Origin of the sequence: Mycobacterium sp. 360MFTsu5.1 (assembly GCF_000383495.1) — a bacterium.
GTDB classification, from domain to species: domain Bacteria; phylum Actinomycetota; class Actinomycetes; order Mycobacteriales; family Mycobacteriaceae; genus Mycobacterium; species Mycobacterium mucogenicum_B.
The window spans coordinates 258915-284950 of record NZ_KB911467.1 but is presented as its reverse complement, the minus strand read 5'-3'; the positions used below and the strand labels follow the sequence as shown (position 1 = coordinate 284950).

General features: G+C 68.4%; 23 protein-coding genes and 1 pseudogene. 13 read left to right on the top strand and 11 right to left on the bottom strand.

All coding sequences use genetic code 11. From position 1 onward, the window contains the following. Positions 1–70: 70 nt before the first annotated feature. Positions 71–826, bottom strand: coding sequence for an SDR family oxidoreductase (locus H289_RS0116300; protein ID WP_020101873.1), 756 nt, complete (start codon positions 824–826; stop codon positions 71–73). Positions 827–947: 121 nt separating this feature from the next. Here H289_RS0116300 and H289_RS0116295 point away from each other — a divergent pair, with 121 nt between their 5' ends. Beyond that, a complete protein-coding gene (locus H289_RS0116295; protein WP_036420679.1) occupies positions 948–1568 on the top strand; it encodes a TetR/AcrR family transcriptional regulator in 621 nt (206 codons plus the stop codon). Here the strand turns inward: H289_RS0116295 and H289_RS0116290 are convergent. The 4 genes and pseudogenes from H289_RS0116290 to H289_RS0116280 form a co-directional block, all read right to left on the bottom strand. Further along, complete coding sequence (locus tag H289_RS0116290) at positions 1535–2416, bottom strand: amino acid ABC transporter permease (RefSeq protein WP_020101871.1); 882 nt, start codon at positions 2414–2416, stop codon at positions 1535–1537. The two genes, H289_RS0116295 and H289_RS0116290, sit on opposite strands and share 34 nt — an antisense overlap. Then, on the bottom strand, positions 2416–3090 hold the full coding sequence (locus H289_RS33045) for an amino acid ABC transporter permease (protein ID WP_231388050.1): 675 nt from the start codon (positions 3088–3090) through the stop codon (positions 2416–2418). Before H289_RS33045 ends, H289_RS0116290 begins: the two co-directional genes overlap by 1 nt. Positions 3091–3129: 39 nt before the next feature. Then, positions 3130–3924 (bottom strand): annotated as a pseudogene (locus H289_RS33690) (glutamate ABC transporter substrate-binding protein); the annotation flags it as partial. 29 nt (positions 3925–3953) lie between these two features. Beyond that, complete coding sequence (locus tag H289_RS0116280; RefSeq protein ID WP_196810047.1) at positions 3954–4682, bottom strand: amino acid ABC transporter ATP-binding protein; 729 nt, start codon at positions 4680–4682, stop codon at positions 3954–3956. A 163-nt stretch (positions 4683–4845) separates the two neighbouring features. Between H289_RS0116280 and miaB the strand changes: the two genes are divergently transcribed. Both miaB and H289_RS0116270 read left to right on the top strand, forming a co-directional pair. Continuing rightward, positions 4846–6411 (top strand): tRNA (N6-isopentenyl adenosine(37)-C2)-methylthiotransferase MiaB, encoded by a 1566-nt coding sequence (gene miaB, locus H289_RS0116275; protein WP_020101868.1) that lies wholly within the window; start codon positions 4846–4848, stop codon positions 6409–6411. Next, positions 6399–7007, top strand: a complete 609-nt coding sequence (locus tag H289_RS0116270) for an Rv2732c family membrane protein (protein ID WP_020101867.1) — start codon at positions 6399–6401, stop codon at positions 7005–7007. The genes miaB and H289_RS0116270 overlap by 13 nt, the downstream gene beginning before the upstream one ends. Here the strand turns inward: H289_RS0116270 and H289_RS0116265 are convergent. Beyond that, positions 6997–8325, bottom strand: a complete 1329-nt coding sequence (locus H289_RS0116265; RefSeq protein WP_020101866.1) for a DUF349 domain-containing protein — start codon at positions 8323–8325, stop codon at positions 6997–6999. The genes H289_RS0116270 and H289_RS0116265 overlap by 11 nt on opposite strands. Positions 8326–8465: 140 nt before the next feature. Here H289_RS0116265 and H289_RS0116260 point away from each other — a divergent pair, with 140 nt between their 5' ends. The 4 genes from H289_RS0116260 to hflX are packed head-to-tail and all read left to right on the top strand — an operon-like array spanning position 8466 to position 12404. Beyond that, positions 8466–9161 carry a class III extradiol ring-cleavage dioxygenase family protein gene (locus tag H289_RS0116260; protein WP_020101865.1) on the top strand — a complete coding sequence of 232 codons (696 nt, stop codon included), beginning with the start codon at positions 8466–8468 and terminating at the stop codon, positions 9159–9161. Beyond that, positions 9158–10081, top strand: a complete 924-nt coding sequence (miaA, locus tag H289_RS0116255; protein ID WP_020101864.1) for a tRNA (adenosine(37)-N6)-dimethylallyltransferase MiaA — start codon at positions 9158–9160, stop codon at positions 10079–10081. Before H289_RS0116260 ends, miaA begins: the two co-directional genes overlap by 4 nt. Positions 10082–10085: 4 nt before the next feature. Continuing rightward, positions 10086–10976, top strand: a complete 891-nt coding sequence (gene dapF, locus H289_RS0116250) for a diaminopimelate epimerase (RefSeq protein ID WP_020101863.1) — start codon at positions 10086–10088, stop codon at positions 10974–10976. A gap of 27 nt (positions 10977–11003) precedes the next feature. Continuing rightward, a complete protein-coding gene (gene hflX / locus H289_RS0116245) occupies positions 11004–12404 on the top strand; it encodes a GTPase HflX (protein WP_020101862.1) in 1401 nt (466 codons plus the stop codon). A 1-nt stretch (position 12405) separates the two neighbouring features. On the opposite strand, the gene H289_RS30665 is transcribed toward hflX, so the two are convergent. Next, the gene (locus tag H289_RS30665; RefSeq protein WP_020101861.1) at positions 12406–14031 is read right to left on the bottom strand and encodes a PE-PPE domain-containing protein; all 1626 of its coding nucleotides are present in this window, start codon (positions 14029–14031) and stop codon (positions 12406–12408) included. Between the two features lie 411 nt (positions 14032–14442). Between H289_RS30665 and H289_RS0116235 the strand changes: the two genes are divergently transcribed. The 3 genes from H289_RS0116235 (at position 14443) to H289_RS0116225 (ending at position 19481) form a co-directional block, all read left to right on the top strand. Then, positions 14443–15825, top strand: coding sequence for a DEAD/DEAH box helicase (locus H289_RS0116235; protein ID WP_020101860.1), 1383 nt, complete (start codon positions 14443–14445; stop codon positions 15823–15825). A 96-nt stretch (positions 15826–15921) separates the two neighbouring features. After that, positions 15922–17079, top strand: coding sequence for an acyl-CoA dehydrogenase family protein (locus H289_RS0116230; protein WP_020101859.1), 1158 nt, complete (start codon positions 15922–15924; stop codon positions 17077–17079). A 173-nt stretch (positions 17080–17252) separates the two neighbouring features. Then, on the top strand, positions 17253–19481 hold the full coding sequence (locus H289_RS0116225) for a sunset domain-containing protein (protein WP_020101858.1): 2229 nt from the start codon (positions 17253–17255) through the stop codon (positions 19479–19481). A gap of 66 nt (positions 19482–19547) precedes the next feature. On the opposite strand, the gene lexA is transcribed toward H289_RS0116225, so the two are convergent. Then, positions 19548–20237: a transcriptional repressor LexA gene (gene lexA, locus H289_RS0116220; RefSeq protein WP_020101857.1), complete on the bottom strand. Its 690-nt coding sequence runs from the start codon at positions 20235–20237 to the stop codon at positions 19548–19550. Between the two features lie 251 nt (positions 20238–20488). On the opposite strand from lexA, the gene H289_RS0116215 reads away from it, so the two are divergent. After that, complete coding sequence (locus tag H289_RS0116215) at positions 20489–20962, top strand: LysM peptidoglycan-binding domain-containing protein (RefSeq protein WP_029105325.1); 474 nt, start codon at positions 20489–20491, stop codon at positions 20960–20962. 111 nt (positions 20963–21073) lie between these two features. Then, complete coding sequence (nrdR, locus tag H289_RS0116210; protein ID WP_029105324.1) at positions 21074–21547, top strand: transcriptional regulator NrdR; 474 nt, start codon at positions 21074–21076, stop codon at positions 21545–21547. Here the strand turns inward: nrdR and H289_RS0116205 are convergent. Both H289_RS0116205 and H289_RS0116200 read right to left on the bottom strand, forming a co-directional pair. After that, positions 21544–22566: an alpha/beta fold hydrolase gene (locus H289_RS0116205; RefSeq protein ID WP_020101854.1), complete on the bottom strand. Its 1023-nt coding sequence runs from the start codon at positions 22564–22566 to the stop codon at positions 21544–21546. The genes nrdR and H289_RS0116205 overlap by 4 nt on opposite strands. 44 nt (positions 22567–22610) lie before the next feature. After that, positions 22611–23552 (bottom strand): proteasome assembly chaperone family protein, encoded by a 942-nt coding sequence (locus H289_RS0116200; RefSeq protein WP_051128516.1) that lies wholly within the window; start codon positions 23550–23552, stop codon positions 22611–22613. 191 nt (positions 23553–23743) lie between these two features. Here H289_RS0116200 and H289_RS0116195 point away from each other — a divergent pair, with 191 nt between their 5' ends. Beyond that, positions 23744–24595, top strand: a complete 852-nt coding sequence (locus H289_RS0116195; protein ID WP_020101852.1) for a trypsin-like serine peptidase — start codon at positions 23744–23746, stop codon at positions 24593–24595. Here H289_RS0116195 and sthA read toward each other — a convergent pair. Next, positions 24592–26007, bottom strand: a complete 1416-nt coding sequence (sthA, locus tag H289_RS0116190; protein WP_029105323.1) for a Si-specific NAD(P)(+) transhydrogenase — start codon at positions 26005–26007, stop codon at positions 24592–24594. The genes H289_RS0116195 and sthA overlap by 4 nt on opposite strands. Positions 26008–26036 lie beyond the last annotated feature (29 nt).

Here is a 26036-nt window from a genome sequence, read left to right as displayed (position 1 = left end):
AGACACGACATGCACGTCCGCGAGGTTCACCGGGAAGGCGAACCCCGCGGAGTGCTGAGGTGATTCGGCGTCAGATCACGAAGCCGCCATCGATGTTCCAGGTGACGCCCGTGATGAACCCCGACTCGGGATGGGCCAGGTAGGCGACGGCGCTGGCGATGTCGCGCGGCTGCCCGTACTGGCCGGTCGCGATGAGGGGGCGGAGCTCATCGGCGAAGTCGCCGGTGTCGGGATTCATGTCGGTGGCGACCGGCCCCGGCTGGATGGTGTTGATGGTGATGCCGCGCGGGCCGAGCTCGCGCACCAGGCCGCGGGTCAGTCCGGCGACGGCGGCCTTGGTCAGGGCGTACACCGAGAAGCCGACGGTCGGCACGCGGTCGGCGTTCACGCTGCCGATGGTGATGATCCGGCCGCCGGTGCCCAGGTGGGTCACGGCACGCTGGATCGCGGCGAACACTGCCTTCACGTTGATGTCCAGCATCCGGTCGAAGTCTTCCAGCGGGAACGACTCGATCGGCGCGCCCTGTGCGACGCCGGCGTTGTTGACCAGGATGTCCAGTCCACCGAGCCGCTCGGCGGCTTCGTCCACCGCCGCGGCGACGGCCAGCGCGTCGGCGCTGTCGGCCTTGATGGCGGCCACTTTGGCGCCGGTCGCCTCGAGTTCGTCGACCAGGTCCTGCGCGGCGTCGGGCGACGACTGGTAGGTGAACGCGACGGCGGCGCCGTCGGCGGCGAGCCGGCGCACGGTCGCCGCGCCGATGCCGCGCGAACCGCCGGTGACCAGTGCGCGTCGGCCGGCAAGTGGTGCTTCCGAGGTGGTGCTCATGGCGTCTCCAAGTCGTGGGGATGATTCTTTCGAACCGATCGGTTACTAAGTACGCTCAGCACAAGCCGCTACGGCCGGACTTCATTCCGCACTGTGGCCCGGATCACACCAGGAGGGACTGATGGCGATCGGCAGACCTCGCATGTTCGATCCGGAGTGCGTTCTGGACATCGCGATGCGGTTGTTCTGGGCGCACGGCTATGACGGAGTGTCCATCAGCGATCTCACGGCCGCCACCGGTGTCAACCGGCGCAGCCTGTACGCCGAATACGGTTCCAAGGCCGACCTCTTCCGGGCCGCGGTGCGGCGCTACCAGGCCGGGCCCGGTGGGTACGCGGAACGAGCGCTGGCCCTGCCGACCGCATGGGATACCGCGTACGCCATGGTGCACGGCGCCGTCGACGCGTCATCCGGGGCAGCGGGTCCGCGCGGCTGCCTGCTGGTGCAGAGCGCGCTGGCCGCCGGCGATGAGGCGACGGCACTGCACGCCGAACTGGCGCAGCTCCGCGAAGACGGGATCGCCGAGCTGGCCGAACGGTTCACGGCCGCGCAGCTGGCGGGCGAACTACCCGGAGCGGACCCGAAGTTGCTGGCGCGCTGGATCTCGGCGGTGTGCCAAGGCCTGGCGGTCCAGGCCAACAGCGGTGCCGAGCGCGACGAATTGCACGCAGTCGCCGATCAGGCCCTGCGTGCCTGGCCCGAACCGCGTCAGGCCGCCGGGGTACCCGGCGCGTCCTCCTGAACGCCGGTATTCACCGGCAGCGGGTCGGGGCTGCGCCGAGACTGCCGCAGCCGGGCTTCGAGCCGGGTTGCGAGTGATGACAGCGCGAAGTTGAGGCTGATCATCAGCGCCGCGATCACCAGCAGCGCGGGGATGTAATTGCTGTACGCCGAACCGATGTTCGTGCCCTGCCGGACCATCTCGACAAAGGTGATCTGGTAGCCGATCGCGGTGTCCTTGAGCACAACCACCATCTGCGAGACCAGGACCGGCAGCATCGACGTCACGGCCTGGGGGAGCAGGATCAGCCGCAGCGTCTGACCGGGCCGCAGGCCCAGCGCGACGGCGGCTTCGCGTTGGCCGCGGGGCAGCGCGTGCACGCCGGCCCGCACGATCTCCGCGATCACCGCGCCGTTGTACAGCGTCAGGCCGGTGATCACGCCGGCTAGCGCCAGCTGCCGCGACGGGAAGACGTCGTACAGCGCGAACAGGAAGTACGCGAACAGCATCATGATCAGCACCGGGACGGCGCGGAAGAACTCGACGAACACCGAGCAGGCCCAGCGCACCGGACGGGCGTCCGACAACCGGCCCATGCCCAACGCCAGACCCAGCACGAGCGCCAGCACGATCGAGACCGCGGCCGCCGTCAACGTGCCGGCCACGCCGGGCAGCACGTACGTCGTCCACAGGTTCGCAGTCAGGAACGGATGCCATTTCGCTTCGGTCAGTTGGCCTTTGGACTCGAACTGCCACAGCACCCAGCCGGCCATCGCGATGATCACCGCGACGATGACGGCCGCGAACAACAGGTTGCGCCGCTGCGCCCGCGGGCCCGGGGCGTCGTAGAGGACGGAAGCTTCGCTCATCACCGCACCACCGCGTATCGCTTACCCAACCAACCGAACAACAGCCCCAACGGCAACGTCAGGACCACGAAACCAGCGGCGAAGATCGAGCCGACCGCCAGCAGTGCCGCGGTGTTCTCGATCATCTCCTTCATCAGCAGCGCCGCCTCGGCCACGCCGATGGCCGACGCGATGGTGGTGTTCTTCACCAGGGCGATCAGCACCGAACCCAGCGGATTGATCACCGCGCGAAAAGCCTGCGGCAACAGGATCAACCGCAGGTTCTGGCCGAAGCTCAGGCCCAGCGAGCGCGCGGCCTCGGCCTGCCCCAGCGGCACGGTGTTGACGCCCGAACGCAGCGTCTCGCACACGAACGACGCGGTGTAGACCGTCAACCCGAGCGCCGCGAGCCGAAAGTTGCTGTCCACCAAGGCAGTCGGTGAATGTGGATCGACCAGGGTGATCCGCAGGGTGTTCCCGATGCCGAACGAACAGAAGAGGATGATCAGCGTCAACGGGGTATTGCGCACCACGTTGACGTACGCCGTGCCCAGCCAGCGCAGCACCGGCACCGGCGACAGCCGCATCGCGGCCAGCACGGTGCCCAGGATCAGTGCCCCGACGGCGGCGAGCAGCGTCAGCTGGATCGTCGTCCAGAACGCCTTCACGATCTTGCCGCCGTAGGTGCCCCACAGATCGACGCGCTTCGCGCCACCGGCGGCGTTGATGTTGGTGTCCAACGGGGGAGGCGGCGGCGCCGTCAGGCCGGCCGGACCCAGGTTGCGGTCGAAGGCGGCCTGCCACTCGCCGCTCTTCTGCATCTTCTCGATGGCGTCGTTGATCTTCTGGCGTAATTCCTTGTCGCCCTTGAGCAATCCGATGCCGTACTTCTCCACCGAGAAGGGCTTGCCGACCAGTTTGAAGGCGCCCGGGGTCTGCGCGGCGTAGCCCGCCAGGATCACCTCGTCGGTGCTGAGCGCGTCGATGGCGCCGGTCTTCACCGCTTCCAGGCACGCCGAGTAGGTGTCGTACTGCTGCAGCTGCACGCCCGGGTACTTGTCCTTGATGCGTTGTGCCGGTGTGGAACCCGACACCGAGCACAGCTTCTTGTGGTTCTGCAGCGATTCGACGCTGGTGATCTCGTTGTTGTCGGCCCGTACCAGCAGGCTCTGGCCCGTGACCAGATACGGTCCGGCGAACGACACCTTCTGCTTACGGGCGTCGGTGATCGAGTAGGTGGCGACGATGAAGTCGACCTGGTGGTTCTGGATCAGGTTCTCGCGCTGACCCGACGGTGCTTCTTTCCACTCGATGTCGTCGGGTTTGTAGCCCAGCTGCCCGGCCACGTAGGTCGCGACGTCGATGTCGAAGCCGGCCAGCGTGCCGTCGGGCTTCTTCGCGGCGAGGCCGGGCTGGTCGAACTTGGTGCCGATGGTGATCTTCTTGCTGTTCGCGCCGCACGCGCTCAGCGACAGCAGCGCCACGATCAGCACCGTGACGGCGGCCAGGCGGCGGAGAGTGCGCGTCACGAACCTCTGCCCAATCGATCGTTCCACGATCAGTGGTCCAGGATCTTGCCCAGGAAGTCCCGGGCCCGGTTGGACTTCGGCGCCGTGAAGAACTCGTCGGGCTCGGCGTCCTCGACGATGGTGCCGTCGGCCATGAACACCACCCGGTTCGACGCGCGGCGGGCGAAGCCCATCTCGTGCGTCACCACGATCATGGTCATGCCCTCGGTCGCCAGCGACGTCATCACCGACAGCACCTCGTTGACCATCTCGGGGTCCAGTGCGCTGGTGGGCTCGTCGAACAGCATGACCTTCGGGCCCATGGCCAGGGACCGGGCGATCGCGACGCGCTGCTGCTGACCGCCCGACAGCTGCGCCGGGTACTTGTCGGCCTGGTTGGCGACGCCGACCCGCTCCAGCAGTTCCAGCCCCTTCTTGCGGGCCTCGTCCTTGTTCTTCCGCCGCACCTTCATCGGCGCGAGCGTGACGTTCTCGAGAATTGTCTTGTGCGCGAACAGGTTGAACGACTGGAACACCATGCCGACCTCGGACCGCAGCGTGGCCAGCTTGCGGCCCTCTTCGGGCAGGAGCTCACCGTCGATGTGGATCGAGCCGGAGTCGGTGGTCTCCAGCCGGTTGATGGTGCGACACAACGTCGACTTACCCGAACCTGACGGCCCGAGCAGCACGACCACCTGTCCGCGCGGGACTTCGAGATTGATGTCCTTCAGCACATGCAGTGCGCCGAAGTGCTTGTTGACCCCCTTGACCGAGATCATCGGGGTGGCAGGTGACGGCTCGCCGGTGACCATGCGCACAGACACTACCCAGGTAAGCCTCGGCGCGCGGATCAGTCACAGAAACCCGGAAACCCTTCGGCAAATTTGGTATAAACCGCGCCGCCCGTACGATTGGCACGTGATTTCGACAGCGACTCCGGACGTGGAAGCTGACGCCACGGAGTCCGCTACGGGTTCCGGCGCGGGACGCACCTACCAGGTCCGCACCTACGGGTGTCAGATGAACGTCCACGATTCCGAGCGGCTCGCCGGTCTGCTCGAAGACGCCGGCTACCGGCGTGCCGAGGACGGCGACGACGCCGACGTCGTGGTCTTCAACACCTGCGCGGTGCGCGAGAACGCCGACAACAAGCTCTACGGCAACATCAGCCACCTGGCGCCGCGTAAGCAGACCGACCCGAACATGCAGATCGCCGTCGGCGGCTGCCTGGCGCAGAAGGACCGCGACACGGTGCTGAGCAAGGCGCCGTGGGTCGACGTGGTGTTCGGCACGCACAACATCGGCTCGCTGCCGGTGCTGCTGGAACGCGCCCGCCACAACCGCGAAGCCCAGGTCGAGATCGTCGAGGCCCTGCAGGAATTCCCCTCGGCACTGCCGGCCACGCGTGAATCCTCTTACGCTGCGTGGGTTTCCATCTCGGTGGGCTGCAACAACACCTGCACGTTCTGCATCGTGCCGTCGCTGCGCGGCAAGGAGGTCGACCGGCGTCCGGGCGACATCCTGGCCGAGGTGCAATCCCTCGTGGATCAGGGCGTCCTGGAGATCACGCTGCTGGGCCAGAACGTCAACGCGTACGGTGTCTCGTTCTCGCAGGACGAACGACTCCGCGAAAATCCGGACGCCTGGACCGACATCGAGCGCGATCGTGGCGCGTTCGCCAAACTGCTGCGCGCCTGCGGCGACATCGAGGGCCTCGAGCGGGTCCGGTTCACCTCGCCGCACCCCGCCGAGTTCACCGACGACGTCATCGAAGCCATGGCGGCCACCCCGAACGTCTGCCCGACGCTGCACATGCCGCTGCAGTCGGGATCGGACCGCATCCTCAAGGAGATGCGCCGCTCCTACCGGGCCGAGAAGTATCTCGGCATCATCGAGCGGGTGCGCGCCGCGATCCCGCACGCGGCCATCACCACCGACATCATCGTCGGGTTCCCGGGGGAGACCGAAGAGGACTTCCAGGCCACGCTCGACGTCGTCGAGCGCGCCCGGTTCTCCAGCGCCTTCACCTTCCAGTACTCCAAGCGGCCCGGCACCCCGGCCGCCGAGCTGCCCGACCAACTCCCCAAAGAGGTTGTCTCCGAACGCTATATGCGGCTCATCGAGTTGCAGGAGCGCATCTCCTGGGAGGAGAACCTGGCGCAGGTCGGCCGCGAGGTCGAGCTGCTGGTGGCCACCGGCGAAGGCCGCAAGGATTCGGCCACCGAGAGAATGTCGGGCCGGGCGCGCGACGGCCGCCTGGTGCACTTCACCCCGGGCTTCGGCGACAATCGGGCTGCCGACATTCGCCCCGGCGACATCGTCACCACGACCGTCACCGGTGCCGCGCCGCACCACCTGATCGCCGACGCGCCGATCATCAGCCACCGCCGCACCCGCGCGGGCGACGCGCACGCCGCGGGCCGCAAACCCACCACCGGCGTCGGGCTGGGCATGCCGCAGATCGGCGCGCCCCCCGTCACGCCCGTAGAGCAGGGATGTTCACGATGAACGACACCAAGCCCGAACAGCCGACCGGCGGCTCGAACGGCGAATTCGAGGAATTCAAAGGCGACATCGACGCCGCCGAACAGCGCATCGCCCGGGAGATCGATCCGGGCGGGCGCGCCATGGTCGTGGCGATCTGCGTCTTCGTGATCCTGCTGTCGTTCGTGCTGCCGCACACCGGCGGCGTCAAGGGCTTCGACGTCTTGCTGGGCGATCAGGTCGCCCTCGACGCGAAGATCCTGCTGCCGTCGCGCGTGTTCGTCTGGCTGATCCTGGTGTTCAGCGTCGGCTTCTCGATGCTGGCGCTGCTGACCCGCCGCTGGGGCCTGGCCTGGATCGCGCTGGCCGGCTCCGCCGTGTCGTGCTTCCTCGGCATGCTCGCCATCTGGTCGCGCAACACCGTCGTCAAGCCGTACCCGGGACCCGGATTCGGGCTCTACCTGGCGTGGATCGCCGTCATCCTGCTGACGTTCCACTGGGCCCGCGTGGTGTGGTCACGCACCGCGGTGCAGCTGGCCGCCGAGGCGCAGCGCCGCGAGTCCACCGCCGAGCAGCAGAAACGCGGGCTGCTCGACGGCCCGGACTCACCTACTTCTTGATCGCGGCGTCCGCCGCCGAAGCCCACTCACGCCACTGTGCCGCACTGGCCCGCGCCTTCTCGGCATCCTTTGTCTTGCCGGCGGCCTCGGCCTTCTCGGCCTGACGCTCGAACTGCTCGGCGCGCTCGCGGAACTGGTCGGCCCGGGCCTGCGCCTCCGGGTCGCTCCAGCCGCTCTGCGCGGCGTCGCGGATCTTCTTCTCGACGGCCCGCAGCCGGCGCTCCAACTCCGCGGTGCGGTCGCGCGAGGCCTTGCCGATGGCGTCCCACTTGTCGCCGATGGCCCGGAATGCCGCGCGTGCGGCGTCGACATCGCTGATGTCGATCTTCTCGGCCTCGGCCAGCAGCTCGGCCTTGGCGTCGGCGTTGGCGTTGAACTCGGCGTCCTTCTCGGCGTTGACCGCGTTGCGGGCACTGAAGAACGTGTCCTGGGCGGCCTTGAACCGCTTCCACAGGGCATCGTCGACGTCCTTGGCGGCGCGGCCCGCGGCCTTCCACTGCGTCAGCAGATCGCGGAACGTCGCGGAGGTGGCGCCCCAGTCCGTGGAGCTGGACAGCGCTTCGGCGCGTTCACACAGCGCCTCCTTGGCCTGTCGCACGCCGACGCGCTCGCGATCGAGCTCGGCGAAGTGCGAGCCCCGGCGTCGGTTGAACGCCTCGCGGGCCGCCGAGTAGCGCTTCCACAACGCGTCGTCGACCTTGCGGTCCAGGCCGGTGATGGTCCGCCACTCGTCGAGGATCGCGCGCAGCCGGTCGCCGCTGGCCTTCCACTGCGTGGAGTTGGCGCCGATCTCCTCGGCCTCGGCGGCCAGGGCTTCCTTGCGGGCGGTCTGGGCGGCCCGGTGCTCGTCGCGCTTGGCCCGCTCCTCCTGCGCGCTGGCCCCGGCCTGCTCGACGATCGTGGTCAGCCGGGCGGTCAGGGCATCGACATCGCCCAGTACCGAGGCCTCCGGCAGCGATTCCAGCAGCGTCGCGGCGGCCGACTTGATCTTGCGGGCGTCACCGCTGCCGCTGCCGAGCCGGTGCTCCAGCAGCGCCACCTCGGTGCTCAGATCGTCGTAGCGGCGGCCGAAGTGGGCGTACGCGGCCTCGGCGTCGCCCGCCTGCCACGACGCGATCTTGCGCTCGCCGTCGGCGGTGATCAGCCACACCGTGCCGTCGTCGTCGACGCGGCCGAAGCGGTGCGGATCGCACGTCGGCGGGGCGGCCACCGGTGGGGCCGGAGGATGGTGCGCGATGGCGCTCGGTTTGGGACCGGGGCGCGGCGGACCGGGCCGAGGAGTCGGTTTCGGGGTGTTGCCGGGTTCGGTGGTGGTCATCTCGTGCTCCTCATGCCCGCGCGTGGGTGACCCACGCTTCTGCCGCGCGACGCGGCGCCGTCATCTGGTACTCGCACGCTATTCAAACAGGTCGACCCGCCGTCTGCGCAGGCGTTTGCCGGACTCGTTAGCGTGGACGCGTGCGTAGCGCCGGCCTGACACATATCGCCATCGTCCCGTCGGCCCCCATTCTGGTGCCTGAACTGGCGTCCGGCGCGGCGGCCGAACTGGCCGACCTGACGGCCGCGGTGCGGTGCGCGGCACAGGACCTCCCGGCGCGTTGGGTGGCGATCGGCGTCGGTCCGGACGACGACCGGGTGTCCTCCGACGCGGTCGGCACCTTCGCCGGTTACGGCGCCGACGTCCGGGTCACCTTCACGCCGGACTCGTCCGGTGAGGTACGACCACTGCCGTTGTGCGCGCTGATCGCCGGCTGGGTGCGGGGGAATGTGACCGCGGGAGCGACGGTCGACGTGCGGGTTTTCGCCGACGACCTGGCTCCGGACATCGCGCTGGAGCGCGGTCGTGCCTTGCGCGCCGAGCTGGAATCGGCCGCTGACCCCGTCGGCGTGCTCGTGGTTGCCGACGGCGCGAACACCCTGACCGCCGCGGCGCCCGGCGGCTTCGATCCGGATTCGGTTGCGCGACAAGCACAGTGGGACGAGGCGCTGGGCACCGGCGACGTCGCCACGATCGCCGGCCTGTCCGGCGCACTCGGCCGCGTCGCCTACCAGGTGCTGGCCGGGCTGGCCGGACCGGACGCGAAAGCGACCGAGCTGTACCGCGGCGCGCCCTACGGCGTCGGCTACTTCGTCGGCACCTGGACCCCGCAGTGAGGCCCATCGCGGTTGTCGGCCCCACCGGAAGCGGCAAGTCGGCCCTGGGACTCGACCTCGCCGAACAGCTGGGCGGCGAGATCGTGAACGCCGACGCCATGCAGCTCTACCGCGGCATGGACATCGGCACCGCCAAGCTGACGGTGCCCGAGCGGCGCGGCATCGTCCACCATCAGCTCGACGTCCTCGAGGTCACCGACAACGCCACCGTCGCGAAGTACCAGGCGGCCGCCGCGGCCGACATCGAGGACATCGCTGCGCGCGGCGCCGTGCCGGTGATCGTCGGCGGATCGATGATGTACATCCAGGCACTGCTCGACGAATGGTCGTTCCCGGCGACCGATCCCGCGGTGCGGGCCCGGTGGGAGGACCGGCTGGCCGAGGTCGGGGTCACGGCCCTGCACGGCGAGCTGGCGCGCGTCGATCCCGAGGCCGCCGCGTCGATCCTGAACACCGACGGTCGGCGCATCGTGCGGGCGCTGGAGGTCGTCGAACTCACCGGCCGGCCGTTCGCGGCCTCGGCGCCACAGATCGGGGCCCCGCGCTGGGACACCCTCATCGTCGGATTGGATTGGGACACAGAGGTTCTCGATGACCGGCTGCAGCGTCGGACCGACCTGATGTTCGCCTCCGGGCTGGTCGACGAGGTCGTCGCCCTGCGCGCCCGCGGCCTGCGCGACGGGGTGACGGCGGCCCGGGCCCTGGGCTACGCGCAGGTGCTGACGGCGCTGGACGCCGGCGGCGACGCGGCCGCCCTGGCCGAGGCGCAGGAACGCACATTCATCGGCACCCGGCGCTACGTACGGCGCCAGCGGTCCTGGTTCCGCCGCGATCACCGGATCGTCTGGCTTCCGGGGGACGCCTCGGACAGCGGGGCCAATGCGGCCGAGACCATCCGTCGGTGGCGCCACGTATCCTGAAGCTGTGCGGTTTTCGAAAGGGCACGGCACCCAGAACGACTTCGTGGTGCTGCCCGACGTCGACGCCGAACTGAAGCTGACCCCCTCGGTCATCGCCGCGCTGTGCGACCGGCGCCGCGGACTGGGGGCCGACGGCCTGCTGCGGGTCACCAAGGCGGGGGCCGCGCAGGAAGCCGGCGTGTTCGACCGGCTTCCCGACGGCGTCGCCGCCGACGACTGGTACATGGACTACCGCAACGCCGACGGCTCCATCGCCCAGATGTGCGGCAACGGCGTCCGCGTCTTCGCGCACTACCTGCGCGCCTCCGGGCTCGAACACCGCGACGAATTCGTCGTCGGCTCCCTGGCCGGGCCGCGTCCGGTGGTCCTGCACGGCGCCGACGCCGTCAACGCCGAGGTCACCGTCGAGATGGGCAAGGTCCGTTCGTTCGGGCACGGCAAGGCGGTCATCGCCGGCCGCACCTTCGAGGGCCTGGCCGTCGACGTCGGCAATCCGCACCTGGCCTGCGTCGATCCGTCGCTGAACATGGCCGGGCTCACCGCACTGGACGTCGCGGCGCCGGTGTCCTTCGACGCCGACCAGTTCCCCGAGGGCGTCAACGTCGAGGTGCTGACCGCGCCCGCCAACGGGGTGGTGGCCATGCGGGTGCACGAGCGCGGGGTGGGCGAAACCCGCTCCTGCGGAACCGGAACCGTCGCTGCCACGTTGGCAGCACTGAACCACACCGGCGCGGACACCGGCACCCTGCGGGTGGTGATCCCCGGCGGTGAGGTCAACGTGACCATCACCGCGGACACCAGCTTCCTGCGCGGGCCGTCGGTGCTGCTGGCGCACGGTGAACTGGCCGCCGAATGGTGGCACGAGAACGAAGGAAATTCAGATGCGGCCCGCTGACTTTGCGGGCACCATCGATAACTACCTATGACCTATCCCGAAACACCCAGCGTCGGTGAACTAGCCCTCGAAGACCGTGCGGCACTGCGCCGCGTTGCCGGTCTGTCGACCGAACTGGCCGACATCTCCGAAGTCGAATACCGCCAGCTGCGCCTCGAACGCGTGGTGCTGGTCGGCGTGTGGACCGACGGCACGTCGGCCGACGCCGACAACAGCCTGGCCGAACTGGCCGCCCTCGCCGAGACCGCCGGCTCCGAGGTCCTCGAAGGCCTCATCCAGCGCCGCGACAAACCCGACGCCTCGACCTACATCGGCTCCGGCAAGGCCCAGGAGCTGCGCGAGATCGTGCTCGCCACCGGCGCCGACACCGTCATCTGCGACGGTGAACTGAGCCCCGCGCAGCTGAACTCGCTGGAAAAGGTGGTGAAGGTCAAGGTCATCGACCGCACGGCGCTGATCCTCGACATCTTCGCCCAGCACGCCACCAGCCGCGAGGGCAAGGCCCAGGTGTCGCTGGCCCAGATGGAGTACATGCTGCCGCGACTGCGCGGCTGGGGTGAGTCCATGTCCCGGCAGGCCGGTGGTCGTGCCGGTGGTGCCGGTGGCGGTGTGGGTACGCGTGGTCCCGGTGAAACCAAGATCGAGACCGACCGGCGACGCATCCGCGAGCGGATGTCGAAGCTGCGCCGCGAGATCAAGGACATGAAGAAGATCCGCGACACCCAGCGGCACAGCCGCCGGGCCAGTGACACCCCGTCCGTCGCCATCGTCGGCTACACCAACGCCGGCAAGTCCAGCCTGCTCAACGCCCTCACCGGCGCCGGCGTGCTGGTGCAGAACGCGCTGTTCGCCACCCTCGAACCCACCACGCGCCGTGGCCAGTTGGACGACGGCCGGCCTTTCACGCTGACCGACACCGTCGGATTCGTCCGGCACCTGCCGACCCAGCTGGTCGAGGCCTTCCGGTCGACGCTGGAGGAGGTCGTCGACGCCGACCTGCTCGTCCACGTCGTCGACGGCTCCGATGCCGATCCGCTGGCGCAGATCAACGCGGTGCGCAAGGTCGTCGGGGAAGTCGTCGCCGAGTACGACATCGCCGCTCCACGTGAGTTGTTGGTGGTCAACAAGATCGACGCCGCCGGCGACCTGGCGCTCGCCCACCTGCGGCGCGCGTTGCCGGACGCCGTGTTCGTGTCAGCGCACACCGGTGAAGGTCTGGACCGGCTGCGGCTGCGCATGTGCGAGCTCGTCGAGCCGACCGACGCGGCCGTCGACGTGACCATTCCCTACGAGCGGGGCGACCTCGTGGCCCGCGTGCACGCGGAGGGCCGCGTCGAGGCCACAGAGCACACCGCCGACGGCACCCGGATCAAGGGCTGGGTGCCGATGGCGCTGGCCGCCAGCCTCGGCGAGTTCGTCACCGCCTAGTTCAGGCGGCAGCCTTTGCCGGCTTGTCGGCCTTCTCGGCAGCCGGCTTCACGGCCTTGGGGGTCTTGACCTTCTTGTCCTTCTTCGGCTTCTTGGCCTTGTCTCCGGTCTTGTCGGTGGTCTTGTCGCCGGACTTCTCGCCGCCCTTGTCGGTGGCAGAGGTCTGACCGTCCTTCGCCGGGCCCTGATCGGAGGTCGGGTCGGTGCCGGGCTTCGGGTCCTGCTTCGGGCCGGTCGAGTCGGTGGTCTTGGGGTCGGTCACCTTGGTATCGGGTGTCTTCGTATCCGGGGTCTTGGTGTCGGTGCCCTTGGTATCCGTGTCCTTGGTGTCGGTGTCCTTGGGATCCGAGGTCGTCGACAGCTTCGGGGCGGTGGCGGGCGCGAGTTTGGTGTCACCGGTCGGCGTGGCGGACACCGCGGTCGGCGTGCTCGACGTGTTGCGGGCCGCCACCGTCGTCGGCGTCGGGGCCGGAGTGGTCGCGGCGATCGGAAGCTGCACCTTGCCGCCGGTGATGTCGCTGATCGCGGCCTTGACGCCCTGGCCGGCCGCGTTGATCAGGTCCACGGTCAGCGTGATGGGGTTGAGCAGCGGGATCAGCCGGAACGGCGCCGGGACGCCCGGGCTGAGGCTGCGGTCATAGCCGGTGTCGATGAGCACGCGGAGCACGGGGGAGACCAGATCGACGATCGGCTTGATGATGAAGCTGGTGTGGGTGAAGCCGCCGAATTCCAGGAACGGCCGGACGATCGGCAGGGTCTTGGTCGGGATGGTGATGTAGGTGGTGTCGCCGTACACGGTCTGATTCTTCGGATCGGTGAGCGCGGCGTTCAGTTCCGGAGCCGTGTATTCGAGGTCGGGGATTTCGCCGACGTCGCTGTTCGCGTTCGGCGCCAGGTAGGTGCCGTGGACGTACCAGAAACCGGCGATGGCGTTGAGGTCGGCGAGCAGGTTGATCGGGTACAGCGGGAAGTCGGCGACGCCGTCGTACTCGAACGCGATGTCGGTGGTCTTGATACCGGTGTTGGTGGGTGCCGGCAGGCCGAAGGTGACGTCCCAGATCGGCACCGTGCCGAGGAGCGCCAGCCGTTCGAACAGGCCGCCGTTGGGCCGGTTGGTGTTGCCGATCATGACGAACGCCAGTGCGTCCTTCTGTGCCTGGGTCAGGCCGCCGAGTGTGGACTTCTCCCGGCTGACGATGTTGCCGCCCTGGGAGTAGCCGAAGATGATGACGGGATTCTGGGGCGTCGCTGTCGGCAGGGCCAGCTGTAGCGCCGTATCCAGCGCTTGGATGCCCTGGCCCGTCGAGTCGTTCCACTTGGCGCCGGACAGTCCACCCCAGCCGGGCAGGGGGATCGGCCAGAACTGGGCGGGATAGTTGATGCCTTTCAGCGTGCAGGTCGGCTGAGTGCACAACGGGTTGAACGGTGCGATGTAGTAGTTGTCGGCGTTCTCGCGGTAACCGGCCACGATGTTGGCATTCGGCGTGCCGGTGCCCGGGACGATCAGGGCGGTCGCGGCGAGGGTGAACGCGGCGGTCACCATGGAAACCACGCCCAGCAGAACGGTGCTCAGCACCGTCAGCATCACGGCTGCGGCTGCGGGGATGGTGCGTCCGAATGTGCGCATCCCTCGCCCCCTTTCGACGTCGCCGACCCCGGTCATCGGCACCCGTTTCGCATCGTCGCACTGTGGCCTGGCCGGTACCCGGCGTTTGCCGAAAATTTGTCGACCGTGTCGATTCTTCGGTACGGCCGTACCGACTGACCGTGGGTGAAATCACACCGTAGCCATACCGCCTGTGGGGCAAGGTCTTTCGCTGCGCGGGAGGGGCGGGGCTGCCTGTGGTCGTCAACGGTGCGAGTCGTTCGGCACTAAGCTTTGAACAACATCGGCTGCGCACCCATACCGGACGCGCCCGCTGATCACGTCGTGGAACGGCTGAGAGCCTTCAGTTCCCTCTGCACCAGCATTTCTCGCGGCGACCGATACTGCCGCCGGCATTGTCGACCCCCCGTGCCGGAAAGGCTGTGTCCCTTCATGTCCGCAGAACAATCATCGTCGTTCGCCGAGCTCGGCGTTCCCGAGGCGCTCGTCGCCTCGCTCGCCGGCCGCGGCATCGCTGCGCCGTTCCCGATCCAGATCAGCACGCTGCCCGACACCCTCGCGGGCCGGGATGTGCTCGGCCGCGGCCGCACGGGCAGTGGCAAGACGCTGGCCTTCTCCATTCCGCTCGTGGCCCGGCTGGCCGGCGCCGCGCGGCACCCGTCGCGTCCCACTGGTCTGGTGCTCGCCCCGACGCGCGAACTGGCGACCCAGATCGCCGCGACCGTCGAACCGCTGGCCACCGCCGTCGGACTGAAGGTGACCACCATCTTCGGTGGCGTGTCGCAGAACCGCCAGGTCGACGCGCTGCGCGGCGGTGTGGATATCGTCATCGCCTGCCCGGGCCGTCTCGAAGACCTCATGAAGCAGAAGCTGGTGAGCCTCGACGCCGTGCAGGTCACCGTGCTGGACGAGGCTGACCACATGGCCGACCTCGGCTTCCTGCCGGGCGTCACCCGGATTCTGGCGGCCACGCCCGCCGGCGGGCAGCGCATGCTGTTCTCCGCGACGCTCGACAACGGCGTCGACAAGCTGGTGCGGCGCTTCCTGTCCGACCCGATCACCCACTCTGTCGACGAGATCGACGCGCCGCCGCCGGCCATGACGCACCACGTGTTCCACGTCGCCGGTGCGGCCGAGAAGCGCGACCTGGTGCAGCGACTGGCGTCGGGCACCGGCCGCCGCATCCTGTTCATGCGCACCAAGCACCAGGCCCGCAAGCTGGCCCGGCAGCTCACCGAGGCCGGCGTGCCGTCGGTCGACCTGCACGGCAACCTGTCGCAGCCGGCGCGTGATCGCAACCTGGCCGCGTTCAGCTCGGGCGAGGCGCGCGTGCTCGTCGCCACCGACATCGCCGCGCGCGGCGTGCACGTCGACGAGGTCGAGCTCGTCGTCCACGTCGATCCGCCGGCCGAGCACAAGGCCTACCTGCACCGCTCGGGACGCACCGCCCGCGCCGGCAGCGCCGGCGATGTCGTGACCGTCGTGCTGCCCGAGCAGCGCAAGGACGCCCAGCAGCTGCTGCGCAAGGCCGGCATCACGGCCCGGCCGCAGGAAGTCGTCGCCGATTCAGCGCCGGTGCAGGCACTGGTCGGCGAGATCGCGCCGTACCGCGCGCCGGCACCCAAGGAGGCGCCCGCGCCTCGCGGCGGCAACCGTCCGGCCAAGACCGCGACGGCGGGACAGGCGCAGCGTCGTCGCCGCCGCAGCACAGGCGGTCTGCAGGCTCCTGGCCGTTCGCAGGCAGGACGTTCGCAGTCGCAGTCGGGTCGTTCGCAGGCCGGCCGTTCGCAGTCGGGACGTAGCCAGTCTCGGTAGTTCGTGCCCGGCGACGCGCCGGGTGTGGGCCCGCTCACAACCAACCGTCCGGTTGGGATAAGTTGTTGCAAACTTATCCAGTACCGGAGGTCTCGCATGGGTGTCATCAAGTACGACCGCACGTTGTTCGAACCCGAGCACGAGCTGTTCCGGGAGTCCTACCGCGCGTTCCTCGACCGGCACGCCGAGCCCTACCGCGAGGAATGGGAGAAGGCCAAGATCGTCGACCGCGAGGTCTGGCGCGAGGCGGGTAAGCAGGGCTTTCTCGGCATGGCCGTACCGGAGGAGTACGGCGGTGGCGGGAACCCGGACTTCCGCTACAACGTCATCGTCAGCGAGGAGACCGCGGCGGGACGGCACAGCGGCCTGGGCTTCACGCTGCAGAACGACGTCATCGCGCCGTACCTGCTGGAGTTGGCCAACGACGAGCAGAAGCAGCGCTGGCTGCCCGGATTCTGCAGCGGTGAACTGATCTGCGCCATCGCCATGACCGAACCGGGCACCGGCAGTGACCTGCAGGGCATCAAGACCCGTGCGGTCAAGGACGGCGACCACTGGGTGCTCAACGGCTCGAAGACGTTCATCACCAACGGCATTCATGCCGACCTCGTGATCGTGGTGGCGTGCACCGACCTCGACAAGGGCGCGCAGGGCTTCAGCCTGTTCGTGGTCGAGCGCGGCATGGCGGGTTTCGAGCGCGGCCGTCATCTCGACAAGATCGGCCTCGACGCGCAGGACACCGCGGAATTGTCGTTCACCGACGTCAGAGTTCCGGCCGAGAACCTGCTCGGGGTCGAGGGCATGGGATTCGTGTATCTGATGCAGAACCTGCCCCAGGAGCGCATTTCCATCGCCGTGATGGCAGCCGCCGCGATGGAGGCCGTTCTGGAATCGACATTGCAATACGCCAAGGAGCGTAAAGCGTTCGGCAAGCCGATCGGCAGCTTCCAGAACAGCCGATTCGTGTTGGCGGAACTGGCGACGGAGGCCACCGCGGTGCGAATCATGGTCGACGAGTTCATTCGCCTGCATCTCGATCGAAAGCTGACAATCGACCAGGCGGCGATGGCCAAATGGTATTCGACAGAGGCGCAGGTCCGTCTGGTCGACCGGTGTCTGCAGCTGCACGGTGGCTACGGGTATATGCGCGAATATCCCATTGCCCGGGCATTCCTGGACTCGCGGATCCAGACCATCTACGGCGGAACCACCGAGATCATGAAGGAGATCATCGGCCGCGGATTGGGCGTTTAACTAATTGCCGCGCGAATTTATTTGCATATCGAACCGCGACACACTGGTGCGTCACTGCCCGATATCCCGCACGATGGGCATGAACTGAAGCAAAGTTGACAGAATCTCTCAATCAAGAGAGTTTGTCTGACGGAATTTGTATCCGGAGTTTTGCCGACCGCGGGAGGAATTCGATGACCGGGCTGCGAACCCGCGGCGGATGGGCTGGTGTCTGGGCCCTTTCTGTCGCGGTGGCATTGCTCATGGCTCCGACGGCATACGCGACACCGGAAAGCGACGCCGACGCGGCGATATCCCACACGTGGGATGCCGCGGGCGGTGACACAGGTGAGCTGGGCGCCAAGGACGGTGACGTCTACCAGGTCGGCGCGGGCTTTGCGCAGAACTTCGCGGGCGGCAAGATCTATTTCAGCGAGAGCACCGGCGCCCACCTCATCTACGGCGCGATTCTCGACAAATATCAGGCGCTGGGCGGCGCCGCGGACAGCGATCTCGGCTTCCCGACCATCGACGAGGGTGCCGGCAAGGCCACCGACAGCCGGAACAGCACGTTCAGCGCCGCCGACAAGCCGGTGATCTTCTGGACGCCCGACAACGGCGCCTGGGTGGTGCGCGGTGCCATCAACGCGGCCTGGGACAAGCTCGGCGGTTCGGCGGGCACCCTCGGTGTGCCCACGGCCGACGAGTCTTGGAAAGGTGACGTCGTCACCCAGCCCTTCACCGGCGGTGAGGTGAGCTGGAACGCCAAGACCAAGACGTTCACCACCACGCCGGCCGACCTGGCCGGCCAGCTGACCGGGGTGGACGTGCCAGGCGACGCGACGACGGCCATCGCCGCGGCGCGCCGCGCGGCCGGCGGCCCGCAGGGCACCCTCGGGGACGAGCAGGGCGCCCAGTACAAGGTCGGCGACGGCGTGGCGCAGAACTTCGCCGGCGGCACCATCTTCTATTCGCCGGCGACCGGTGCGCACGCGATCACCGGCGATGTGCTGGCCAAGTACCGCGCAGCCGGCGGACCGCAGGGCGATCTCGGATTCCCCGCGAGCAACGAGACCGACGGCGGCATTGCGCCGAAGAGCCGGATCGCCACCTTCGCCGCCGCCGACAACCCGGCGATCTTCTGGACGCCCGAGCACGGCGCGTTCGTCGTCCGCGGCGCGATGAACGCGGCGTGGGACAAGCTCGGCGGCGCCACCGGCAAGCTCGGCGCACCGACCGCCGACCAGACGGTCAACGGCGACGTCGTCAGCCAGAAGTTCAGCGGCGGGTCGATCTCGTGGAACAAGTCCACCCGGGCGTTCAGCACCGAGCCGGCCGAGCTGGCGTCGCAGTTGGGCGGCCTGCAGGTGCCCAGCGTCGATCTGCCGGGTGGCGTGACCTCGCAGGCCGACGAGTCCGGCAAGTGGTACCAGTTCCACTGGTGGTGGCTGCTGGCGATCATCCCGCTGTTGCTGGTGGTGGTCGGCATCGTGATCGCGGCGCTGCTGCGACGCCGGCGGAGTGCCGGCCAGGACGCCGTCGACGACCAGGACGCGTACGACTACGACGACCACGAGTTCGGCGACGGGGAGTACGGCGACCCGCAGTATGCGGACGGCGGCGCCGACAGCGAGTACGGCGACGAGTACCCGGCCGAGGACCAGCATTTCGACGGCCCGCACGGGGGACCCGAGTTCCAGAGCAACCCGGACGTCATCGACACCGCGCCGACGGTGTACCCCGATTTCACGGCCGGACAGCCCGCGGCCGAGCCTGCCGCGGATGAGGCGGATGAGCCGGCCGACGACGAGTTCGAGGCACAGGCCGAAGCCGAGGCCCAACCGGTGGACGCGGCCGAGCCCAGTGAGCCCACCGAGTCGGAGCCGGAAGACGACGAGTCCGCCGACGAGCCGACGACGTCGGTGCAGCTTCCCGAGGCCCTGCGTCGCGGTGGTGCGGCAGCGGGCCTGACGGCGGCCGGGTTGGCGGGCTTCGCGGGTCTGCGGCCCCGGGACGCCGGCGAGCGGGCGGCTGACGAGCGGGAAGCCGGTGACGAGGCCGCTGACGAACGTGCGCCCGAGCCCGAGGAGCAGGTTGCCGATACGGCGGAACCGGCTGCCGAAGCGCCCGTGGAAGCGCCGGTGGACGAGCCGCCGGCGATCGCGACGCCGGCCGAGGAGACCGTGGTGGCCGGTCCCGCGAGCGGCAGGCACCACGCGCTGGGGGCCGAGGAGCCCGAGACCGCGCAGATGTCGTTCCGCGTCGCCACGGGTGCGGAGCCGCCCGAGGGCTACGGCATCAAGGCCAATACGGAGTCGGGTTTGTACTGGGTGCCGGGGTCTCCCGGCTATGACGAAGCGCCCGTCCAAATCTGGTTTGCCAGTGAGGAATTCGCGGTCACCAACGGGTTCATCCGCGGCTGACGTGAATCACGACTGAGCCCCGCTGCGAGCGACTGCAGCGGGGCTCATCTGTAGGTCCGGCGGGCGTCAGATCTTGCGGATGACGGTCACAACCTTGCCGAGCACGACCGCATCGTTGCCCGGGATCGGATCGAACGCCGGGTTGTGCGGCATCAGCCACACCTGGCCCTTCGTGCGCTTGAAGGTCTTCACCGTGGCCTCACCGTCGATCATCGCCGCGACGATGTCCCCGTTGTCGGCCACGTTCTGCTGCCGCACGACGACCCAGTCGCCGTCGCAGATCGCGGCGTCGATCATCGACTCGCCGACCACCTTCAGCAGGAACAGCGAGCCCTCGCCCACGAGTTCGCGGGGGAGCGGGAAGACGTCTTCGACGGCCTCTTCGGCCAGGATCGGGCCACCGGCGGCGATCCGGCCGAGCACCGGGACGAAGGTCGGTTCGGGCAGTGCATCCGAACCGGCGACGTCGGTGGTGATGGTGGCGCCGGTCGAGTCGTCCGCGCCGCGCACGTCCACGGCGCGCGGGCGGTTCGGGTCGCGGCGCAGATAGCCCTTCTTCTCCAGCGTGCGCAGCTGGTGGGCCACCGACGAGGTCGAGGTGAGCCCGACGGCGTCGCCGATCTCCCGGATGCTGGGCGGATAACCGCGCGTGGTGACCGAGGTGCGGATGACGTCGAGGATGGTCCGCTGGCGCTCGGTGAGGCTGCTGGACCGTCCGCCTGGCTGGGCGTCCGTGGTGTCGGTGCTGTCGCTCATGGAGACGAATCTAGCCCAGTGCGCACGATTCATCAAACATGTGTTCGAGATCGGGCGGCTCGGCGTGTCGCGGGGTGGATCCGGTTGTGACGTCGCGAAAGGGGTCGCGGAGTCGGGGAACGGAACTTGTCGGTGGGTGGTCGTATCCTTCGCAACAGTTCGATCACATGTTCTACCGTTCGAACATTTGGGCGATATAGTCGAACACAAGAGCGATCGAACCTATGTACGAACTCCTGAGAGGAACCGACATGACCGTCATCACCCGTGAATACCCGACCGACGTCGTCGTCCGCACCGTGCCTCGGCGTTCAGATGTGAATCGGCACCGCCAGGCCCGGCTGCGGCCTGCCGGCTCCCGTCCCGCGGGCGCGGCCTTCCGCCACCGGGGCACCGGTGTCCTGACCTCCCGCGCCTCGCACCGCAGCAACCCGATCACGCCGTTGACCACGGTGCTGCTGGCCCTCGTCGCGGCCGGGATCACGGTGTGGCTGGGTCTGGTCGCGCAGTTCGGTGAAGCTGTCCAGCCGACGTCTTCGGCAGCATCGGTGCCCGCGCAGCTCGCGGTGGTCCGGGTGCAGACCGGGGAGTCGATCCAGCAGGTCGCCCGGCGGGTGGCGCCCGATGCGCCGGTCAGCGCCGTCGTCGACCGCATCAAGGAACTGAACAAGCTGCCGTCGGTGGCCCTGAATGCCGGGCAGACGCTGATCGCGCCGGTCGGCTGAGGACGGCCCGTGCGCACCTCGATCGGCACGGCGCCCGGCCGCGTCCGAGCGGCACGGGTAGGCTCGAGACCGTTCGAAACGGTCGATTGTCGGTGCGGCGAAGGAGCGGTGATGCACTGTCCGTTCTGCCGGCATCCGAACTCGCGTGTGGTCGATTCACGAGAAGCTGATGAAGGGCAGGCGATTCGGCGTCGCCGGTCATGCCCGGAGTGCGGCCGCCGGTTCACCACGGTGGAGACCGCAGTCGTTGCGGTGGTCAAACGTAGCGGCGTCACAGAACCGTTCAGCCGGGACAAGGTGATCAAGGGTGTACGGCGCGCCTGCCAGGGGCGGCAGGTCGACGACGATGCCCTGAACCTGTTGGCACAGAAGGTCGAAGATGCGGTGCGGGCCACCGGATCTCCCGAAGTGCCCAGCCATGAGGTCGGGTTGGCGATCCTCGGTCCGCTGCGTGACCTCGATGAGGTCGCCTATCTGCGGTTCGCCTCGGTGTACCGCTCATTCTCGTCCGCTGAGGACTTCGAACGGGAAATCGAGGCGCTGCGCGCGCACCGCGGCGTCACGTCGTCGGCCGACGGCCACTAGGTCGCGCTGCGCTCGTCGGTCTCCATCGCGTCGAACACCGCGGCTTTCATATCGACCGAGGCGTCCATCGTCTTTGTTGTGACGCCGGCCTGAAGAAGGCCGCGCAGGGCGTCACGGTCGTAGACCGACGGCGCGGTCGTGTCGATGAACTCCTCGATGAGTTTCACGAACCGATCGGGGTCGTCGTGAAATGGAAAATGTCCTGAGTTGTCGAAGAACTCGAGCCGGGAACCCGGCATCGCGGCGTGTGCCAGTTCGCCATGGGCGGCCGGGATGACGGCATCCTGGGTGCCCCAAACCAATTGCACCGGAATGGCTTCGGTCAAATAACATCGGTCCAGCATCGTGACCACCTGGCCGCGCCAGTCGACGACTGCGCGCAGGGTCCGGGCGAAGGCGGATGAGGCCTTGGGTTCGGGCAGGTCGTTGAGGATCCGCAGCATGTTCGGCAGGTCGTGTCCCAGACCGGTCGAACCGAGGAGCGCGCCACCGAGACGCCCGGCGAACTGAAGCGCCGGGAGTACCAACGGGATTCGCAACAGTGCCAGCGCTTCGGTGCCCAACGGCAGCGCCGCGAGCCGCAGCGCGATGTTCACGTCGCGGGTGACGCCACCGGCGCCGACCAGTACCAGGCGCTCGACCAATTGCGGGAACTGGTAGGCGAACTGCATGGCCACGCCGCCGCCCAGCGAATGGCCGACGACCGTCACGCGTTCGATGTCCAGCACGCTGAGCAGGTCCCGCATGCCGTTGGCGTACGCCGCCACCGAGTAGTCGGCGCGCGGCTTGTCGGACTGGCCGTGGCCGAGCAGGTCCGGAGCGATGACGGTGAATCGCTGGGCGAGGCGCGTCTGCACGGTTTCCCACGTGGTGGAGTTGTCGCCGATGCCGTGGATCAGCAGGATCGCCGGCCCGGAACCTGCTATCCGGAAGGCTCGCCGGTAGCCGTGGATGGTGCGGTACTCCAGCCGCGGCGTCACGTCACGCACCGAGTGCAGGTTGGGCTTCCCGTCGGACATCGTCCCAGCTCCTTCCCATCGTGTCGGCCAAGCCGACCGCGTGGTCAGTCGCCGACAGTGCCGTCGTCGCCGGCCTGGGGATCGGAGAACCCATCGCCGGACTGTTCGGCGAGGAACTGCTCGAACTGTGCGCCGAGCTCGTCGCCGCTGGGTAGTTCCTCGTCACGTGCCAGCAACGACCGATTTTCCTGAGCAGCGACGAACGAATCGTACTGTTGTTCCAGTGCACTGACCACTTGAGCGACTTCGGCGCTGGCCTCCACCTGCTCGCTGATCTTGGTGTACACCTCGGCGCCCGCCTCGGACAGCTCGTGCAGCGGAATCTGCAGCGACGCGATCCGGGAGACCTCACCCAGCAACGCCTCCGCGGCGGGCGGATACGCGGTCTGCGCCAGGTAGTGCGGCACGTGCACGGTGAAGCCCAGGGCTTCGTGGCCGTGCTGAATCAGCCTGTACTCCAACAGGTTCGACACACTGGCCGGAACCTGCACCTCGCCCACCCACGGCGTGTGATCGGCGATCAGTTCCTTGTTGCCGGCGTGTGCGGTCATGGTGACGGGGCGGGTGTGCGGGACCGCCATCGGGATGGCACCCAGCCCGATGACCTGCCGGACCCCGAGCCGCTCGGAGAGCAGCCGCACCGCGGTGATGAAACGTTCCCAGCGCAGGTCCGGCTCCATGCCGGCCAGCAGCAAGAACGGCGTCCCGGCGGTGTCGTGCAGCGCGTACAGGTTCAGCTCGGGATCGTCGTACTTGGTGAAGTGATCGGTCGTGAACGTCATCAGCGGCCGGCGCGACCGGTAATCGAGCAGTTCGTCGATGGCGAACGACGCGACCAGTTCGGTGTCCAGCGTGTTTTTCAGGTGCTCGGCGGCCAGGCGGATGGCGTGGCCGGCATCGGAGAAGCCTTCGAGGGCGTGCACCATCACCGGTCCGCGGCCGTCGGCGGCCGACAGCTGGGGCGCGGGGAACTCCAGCTCGTACATGCCGCTCTGCTCGGGCTGATACTGCTGGCCCCGGCTGTCGTCGGGCCGCTGGCCGCTCGCGTCGGGCGCGTTCCCGTCGTGCTCGCTCACCTTCACACTCCTTGCCGTCCTGCGTGCCACACCTCGCCGGATGTGTCTCTTACAAGTGTCGCGCATTCTTGTGTTGTTCCCGGTGTCGGGCCGCAGTACGCATGGTGCACCAGGTGCTGCTCGTGCAGTTGGTATCGGGCAAGATCGGACAGATGCTGGGCACCCGATTGGCCGTGAGCGCGTGCGTCGCGCTGCTGGCCACTGCGTGCAGCCCGCCCACGATCAAGGCCGATCCCCGTGGTGGCGACGCCGGCACGTTCGCCGCGGGTGCGGCAGCGGTCCCGGGGCCCCGTCCCGATCCGCGCGTCGGAGCGGTGTTCCTGGGCAGCGATTCGGTGCACACCTGCAGTGGCGCGGTGCTCGATTCGCTGGCCGGGAATCTGATCATCACGGCCGCACACTGCCTGGATGCGTCGTTCGACGCGACATTCGCGCCCGGTTACCGCGGCGGTGTCCCCGGCGACTTCTGGCACATCGACGCGGTCTACCTGGATCCGCGCTGGGTGCATGGCCAGGACCCGGCCGCCGACTTCGCGATCGCCCGGGTGAGCCACGGCGGCGCGGCCACGACCGAGACGCTGGAACATCGCGCCGGCGGCGGCTTCGTGCTCGGCACCGCGCCGGGCCCGGATGTTCCGATCACGGTGACGGGATACCCGCTGGGCGACGGCGGGGGCCAGGTCAGCTGTAGCGGGCCGACGTCACGCCCCGACCGCGGGTTCCCGGCGCTGCGCTGCCCGGGATTGGTGGACGGCACCAGCGGCTCGCCGTGGGTGTCTGCGGCCGAGGTCAGGGGAGTGGTCGGCGGCTTGCAGGGCGGTGGCTGCAGCGGCAACGACCTGTCGTACTCGTCGCCCTTCGATGTGCAGATCCAGGTGCTCTATCAGCGGGCCCAGGAGGGCGGACCCGCCGACCGTGCAACGGGCGCCCCCGACGACGGCTGCAGCAGCTAGACCTTGAACTGGTTCAGCGCCCGCAGCTTGTTCATCACGTCGAGCGCGGCGACCTTGTAGGCCTCGGAGAAGGTCGGGTAGTTGAAGACGGCGTCGACCAGGTACTCGACGGTCCCGCCGCAGCCCATCACAGCCTGGCCGATGTGGACGAGTTCGGTGGCGTTGGAGCCGAAGATGTGCACGCCGAGCAGCGTGAGGTCCTCGGTGGACACCAGGAGTTTGAGCATCCCGTATGAGTCGCCGGCGATCTGTCCGCGGGCCAGTTCCCGGTAGCGCGACACCCCGACCTCGTACGGAACCGCGCTGTCGGTGAGATCGACTTCGGTGGCGCCGACGTACGACACCTCGGGAATCGAGTAGATGCCGATCGGCTGCAGGTCGGTCATGCCCTTACAGGGCTCGCCGAAGGCGTGGTACGCCGCCAGCCGGCCCTGGTCCATCGAGGTCGCGGCCAGTGCCGGGAAGCCGATGACGTCGCCGACGGCGTAGATGTGGTCGACCTTGGTCTGGTAGTTGTCGTCGACGAAAATCCTTCCGCGACTGTCGATCTCGAGGCCGGCCTGGGCGACGTCGAGGTGCTCGGTCTGCCCCTGCCGGCCGGCCGAGTACATCACCGTCTCGGCGGGGATCTGCTTGCCGCTGGCGAGCGTGGTCAAGGTTCCGGCGGGACCCACGTCCACCGCGGTCACCTCTTCGCCGAAGCGGAACGTCACCGCGAGGTCGCGCAGGTGGAATTTGAGGGACTCGATGATCTCGGAATCGCAGAAGTCCAGCATCGTCGGGCGCTTCTCGATCACGGTCACCTTGGTGCCGAGTGCGGCGAACATGGACGCGTACTCGATACCGATGACGCCCGCGCCGACCACCACCATCGACTGCGGCAGACTCTTGAGGTCCAGGATCCCGTCGGAGTCCAGGACACGTTCTTCGTCGAACTTCACCCCGGCCGGCCGCACGGGCTTGGTACCGGTGGCGATGACGACATACCGCGCGCGGATGTTGACGTTCTCGTCGCGGGTGGGGTCCTCGATGACCAGGGTGTGCGGGTCGAGGAAGCGGCCGTGCCCTTCGAACAGCTCGACCCCGTTGCGCAGGAGCTGGTTACGGACCACGTCCTGTTCCCGGCCGATGACGTGCGTGGTGCGGCGCAGCAGATCGGCAGGGGTGATCCGTTCCTTCACCCGGTAACTGGAGCCGTACAGTTCGCGCTGGCTCATCCCCGTGAGGTAGACGACCGCCTCACGCAACGTCTTGGACGGGATGGTCCCGGTGTTCACGCAGACGCCGCCGAGCATGCGTCCACGCTCGATGACCGCGACGGATTTTCCCAGCTTGGCGGCGGCGATCGCGGCCTTCTGCCCACCGGGGCCGGATCCGATGACGACGAGGTCGAACTCCTGCGTGGAACCCATGACAGCCAGGTTGGCACGGCGCGGGTGAT

Coding starts and splice junctions, on each gene's coding strand:
- H289_RS0116300 (WP_020101873.1), bottom strand. CDS start 826: ATGAGCACCACCTCGGAAGCACCACTTGCCGGCCGACGCGCACTGGTC.
- H289_RS0116295 (WP_036420679.1), top strand. CDS start 948: ATGGCGATCGGCAGACCTCGCATGTTCGATCCGGAGTGCGTTCTGGAC.
- H289_RS0116290 (WP_020101871.1), bottom strand. CDS start 2,416: ATGAGCGAAGCTTCCGTCCTCTACGACGCCCCGGGCCCGCGGGCGCAG.
- H289_RS0116280 (WP_196810047.1), bottom strand. CDS start 4,682: ATGATCTCGGTCAAGGGGGTCAACAAGCACTTCGGCGCACTGCATGTG.
- H289_RS0116270 (WP_020101867.1), top strand. CDS start 6,399: ATGTTCACGATGAACGACACCAAGCCCGAACAGCCGACCGGCGGCTCG.
- H289_RS0116265 (WP_020101866.1), bottom strand. CDS start 8,325: ATGACCACCACCGAACCCGGCAACACCCCGAAACCGACTCCTCGGCCC.
- hflX (WP_020101862.1), top strand. CDS start 11,004: ATGACCTATCCCGAAACACCCAGCGTCGGTGAACTAGCCCTCGAAGAC.
- H289_RS30665 (WP_020101861.1), bottom strand. CDS start 14,031: ATGCGCACATTCGGACGCACCATCCCCGCAGCCGCAGCCGTGATGCTG.
- H289_RS0116235 (WP_020101860.1), top strand. CDS start 14,443: ATGTCCGCAGAACAATCATCGTCGTTCGCCGAGCTCGGCGTTCCCGAG.
- H289_RS0116230 (WP_020101859.1), top strand. CDS start 15,922: ATGGGTGTCATCAAGTACGACCGCACGTTGTTCGAACCCGAGCACGAG.
- H289_RS0116225 (WP_020101858.1), top strand. CDS start 17,253: ATGACCGGGCTGCGAACCCGCGGCGGATGGGCTGGTGTCTGGGCCCTT.
- lexA (WP_020101857.1), bottom strand. CDS start 20,237: ATGAGCGACAGCACCGACACCACGGACGCCCAGCCAGGCGGACGGTCC.
- H289_RS0116215 (WP_029105325.1), top strand. CDS start 20,489: ATGACCGTCATCACCCGTGAATACCCGACCGACGTCGTCGTCCGCACC.
- nrdR (WP_029105324.1), top strand. CDS start 21,074: ATGCACTGTCCGTTCTGCCGGCATCCGAACTCGCGTGTGGTCGATTCA.
- H289_RS0116205 (WP_020101854.1), bottom strand. CDS start 22,566: ATGTCCGACGGGAAGCCCAACCTGCACTCGGTGCGTGACGTGACGCCG.
- H289_RS0116200 (WP_051128516.1), bottom strand. CDS start 23,552: ATGTACGAGCTGGAGTTCCCCGCGCCCCAGCTGTCGGCCGCCGACGGC.
- H289_RS0116195 (WP_020101852.1), top strand. CDS start 23,744: ATGGTGCACCAGGTGCTGCTCGTGCAGTTGGTATCGGGCAAGATCGGA.
- sthA (WP_029105323.1), bottom strand. CDS start 26,007: ATGGGTTCCACGCAGGAGTTCGACCTCGTCGTCATCGGATCCGGCCCC.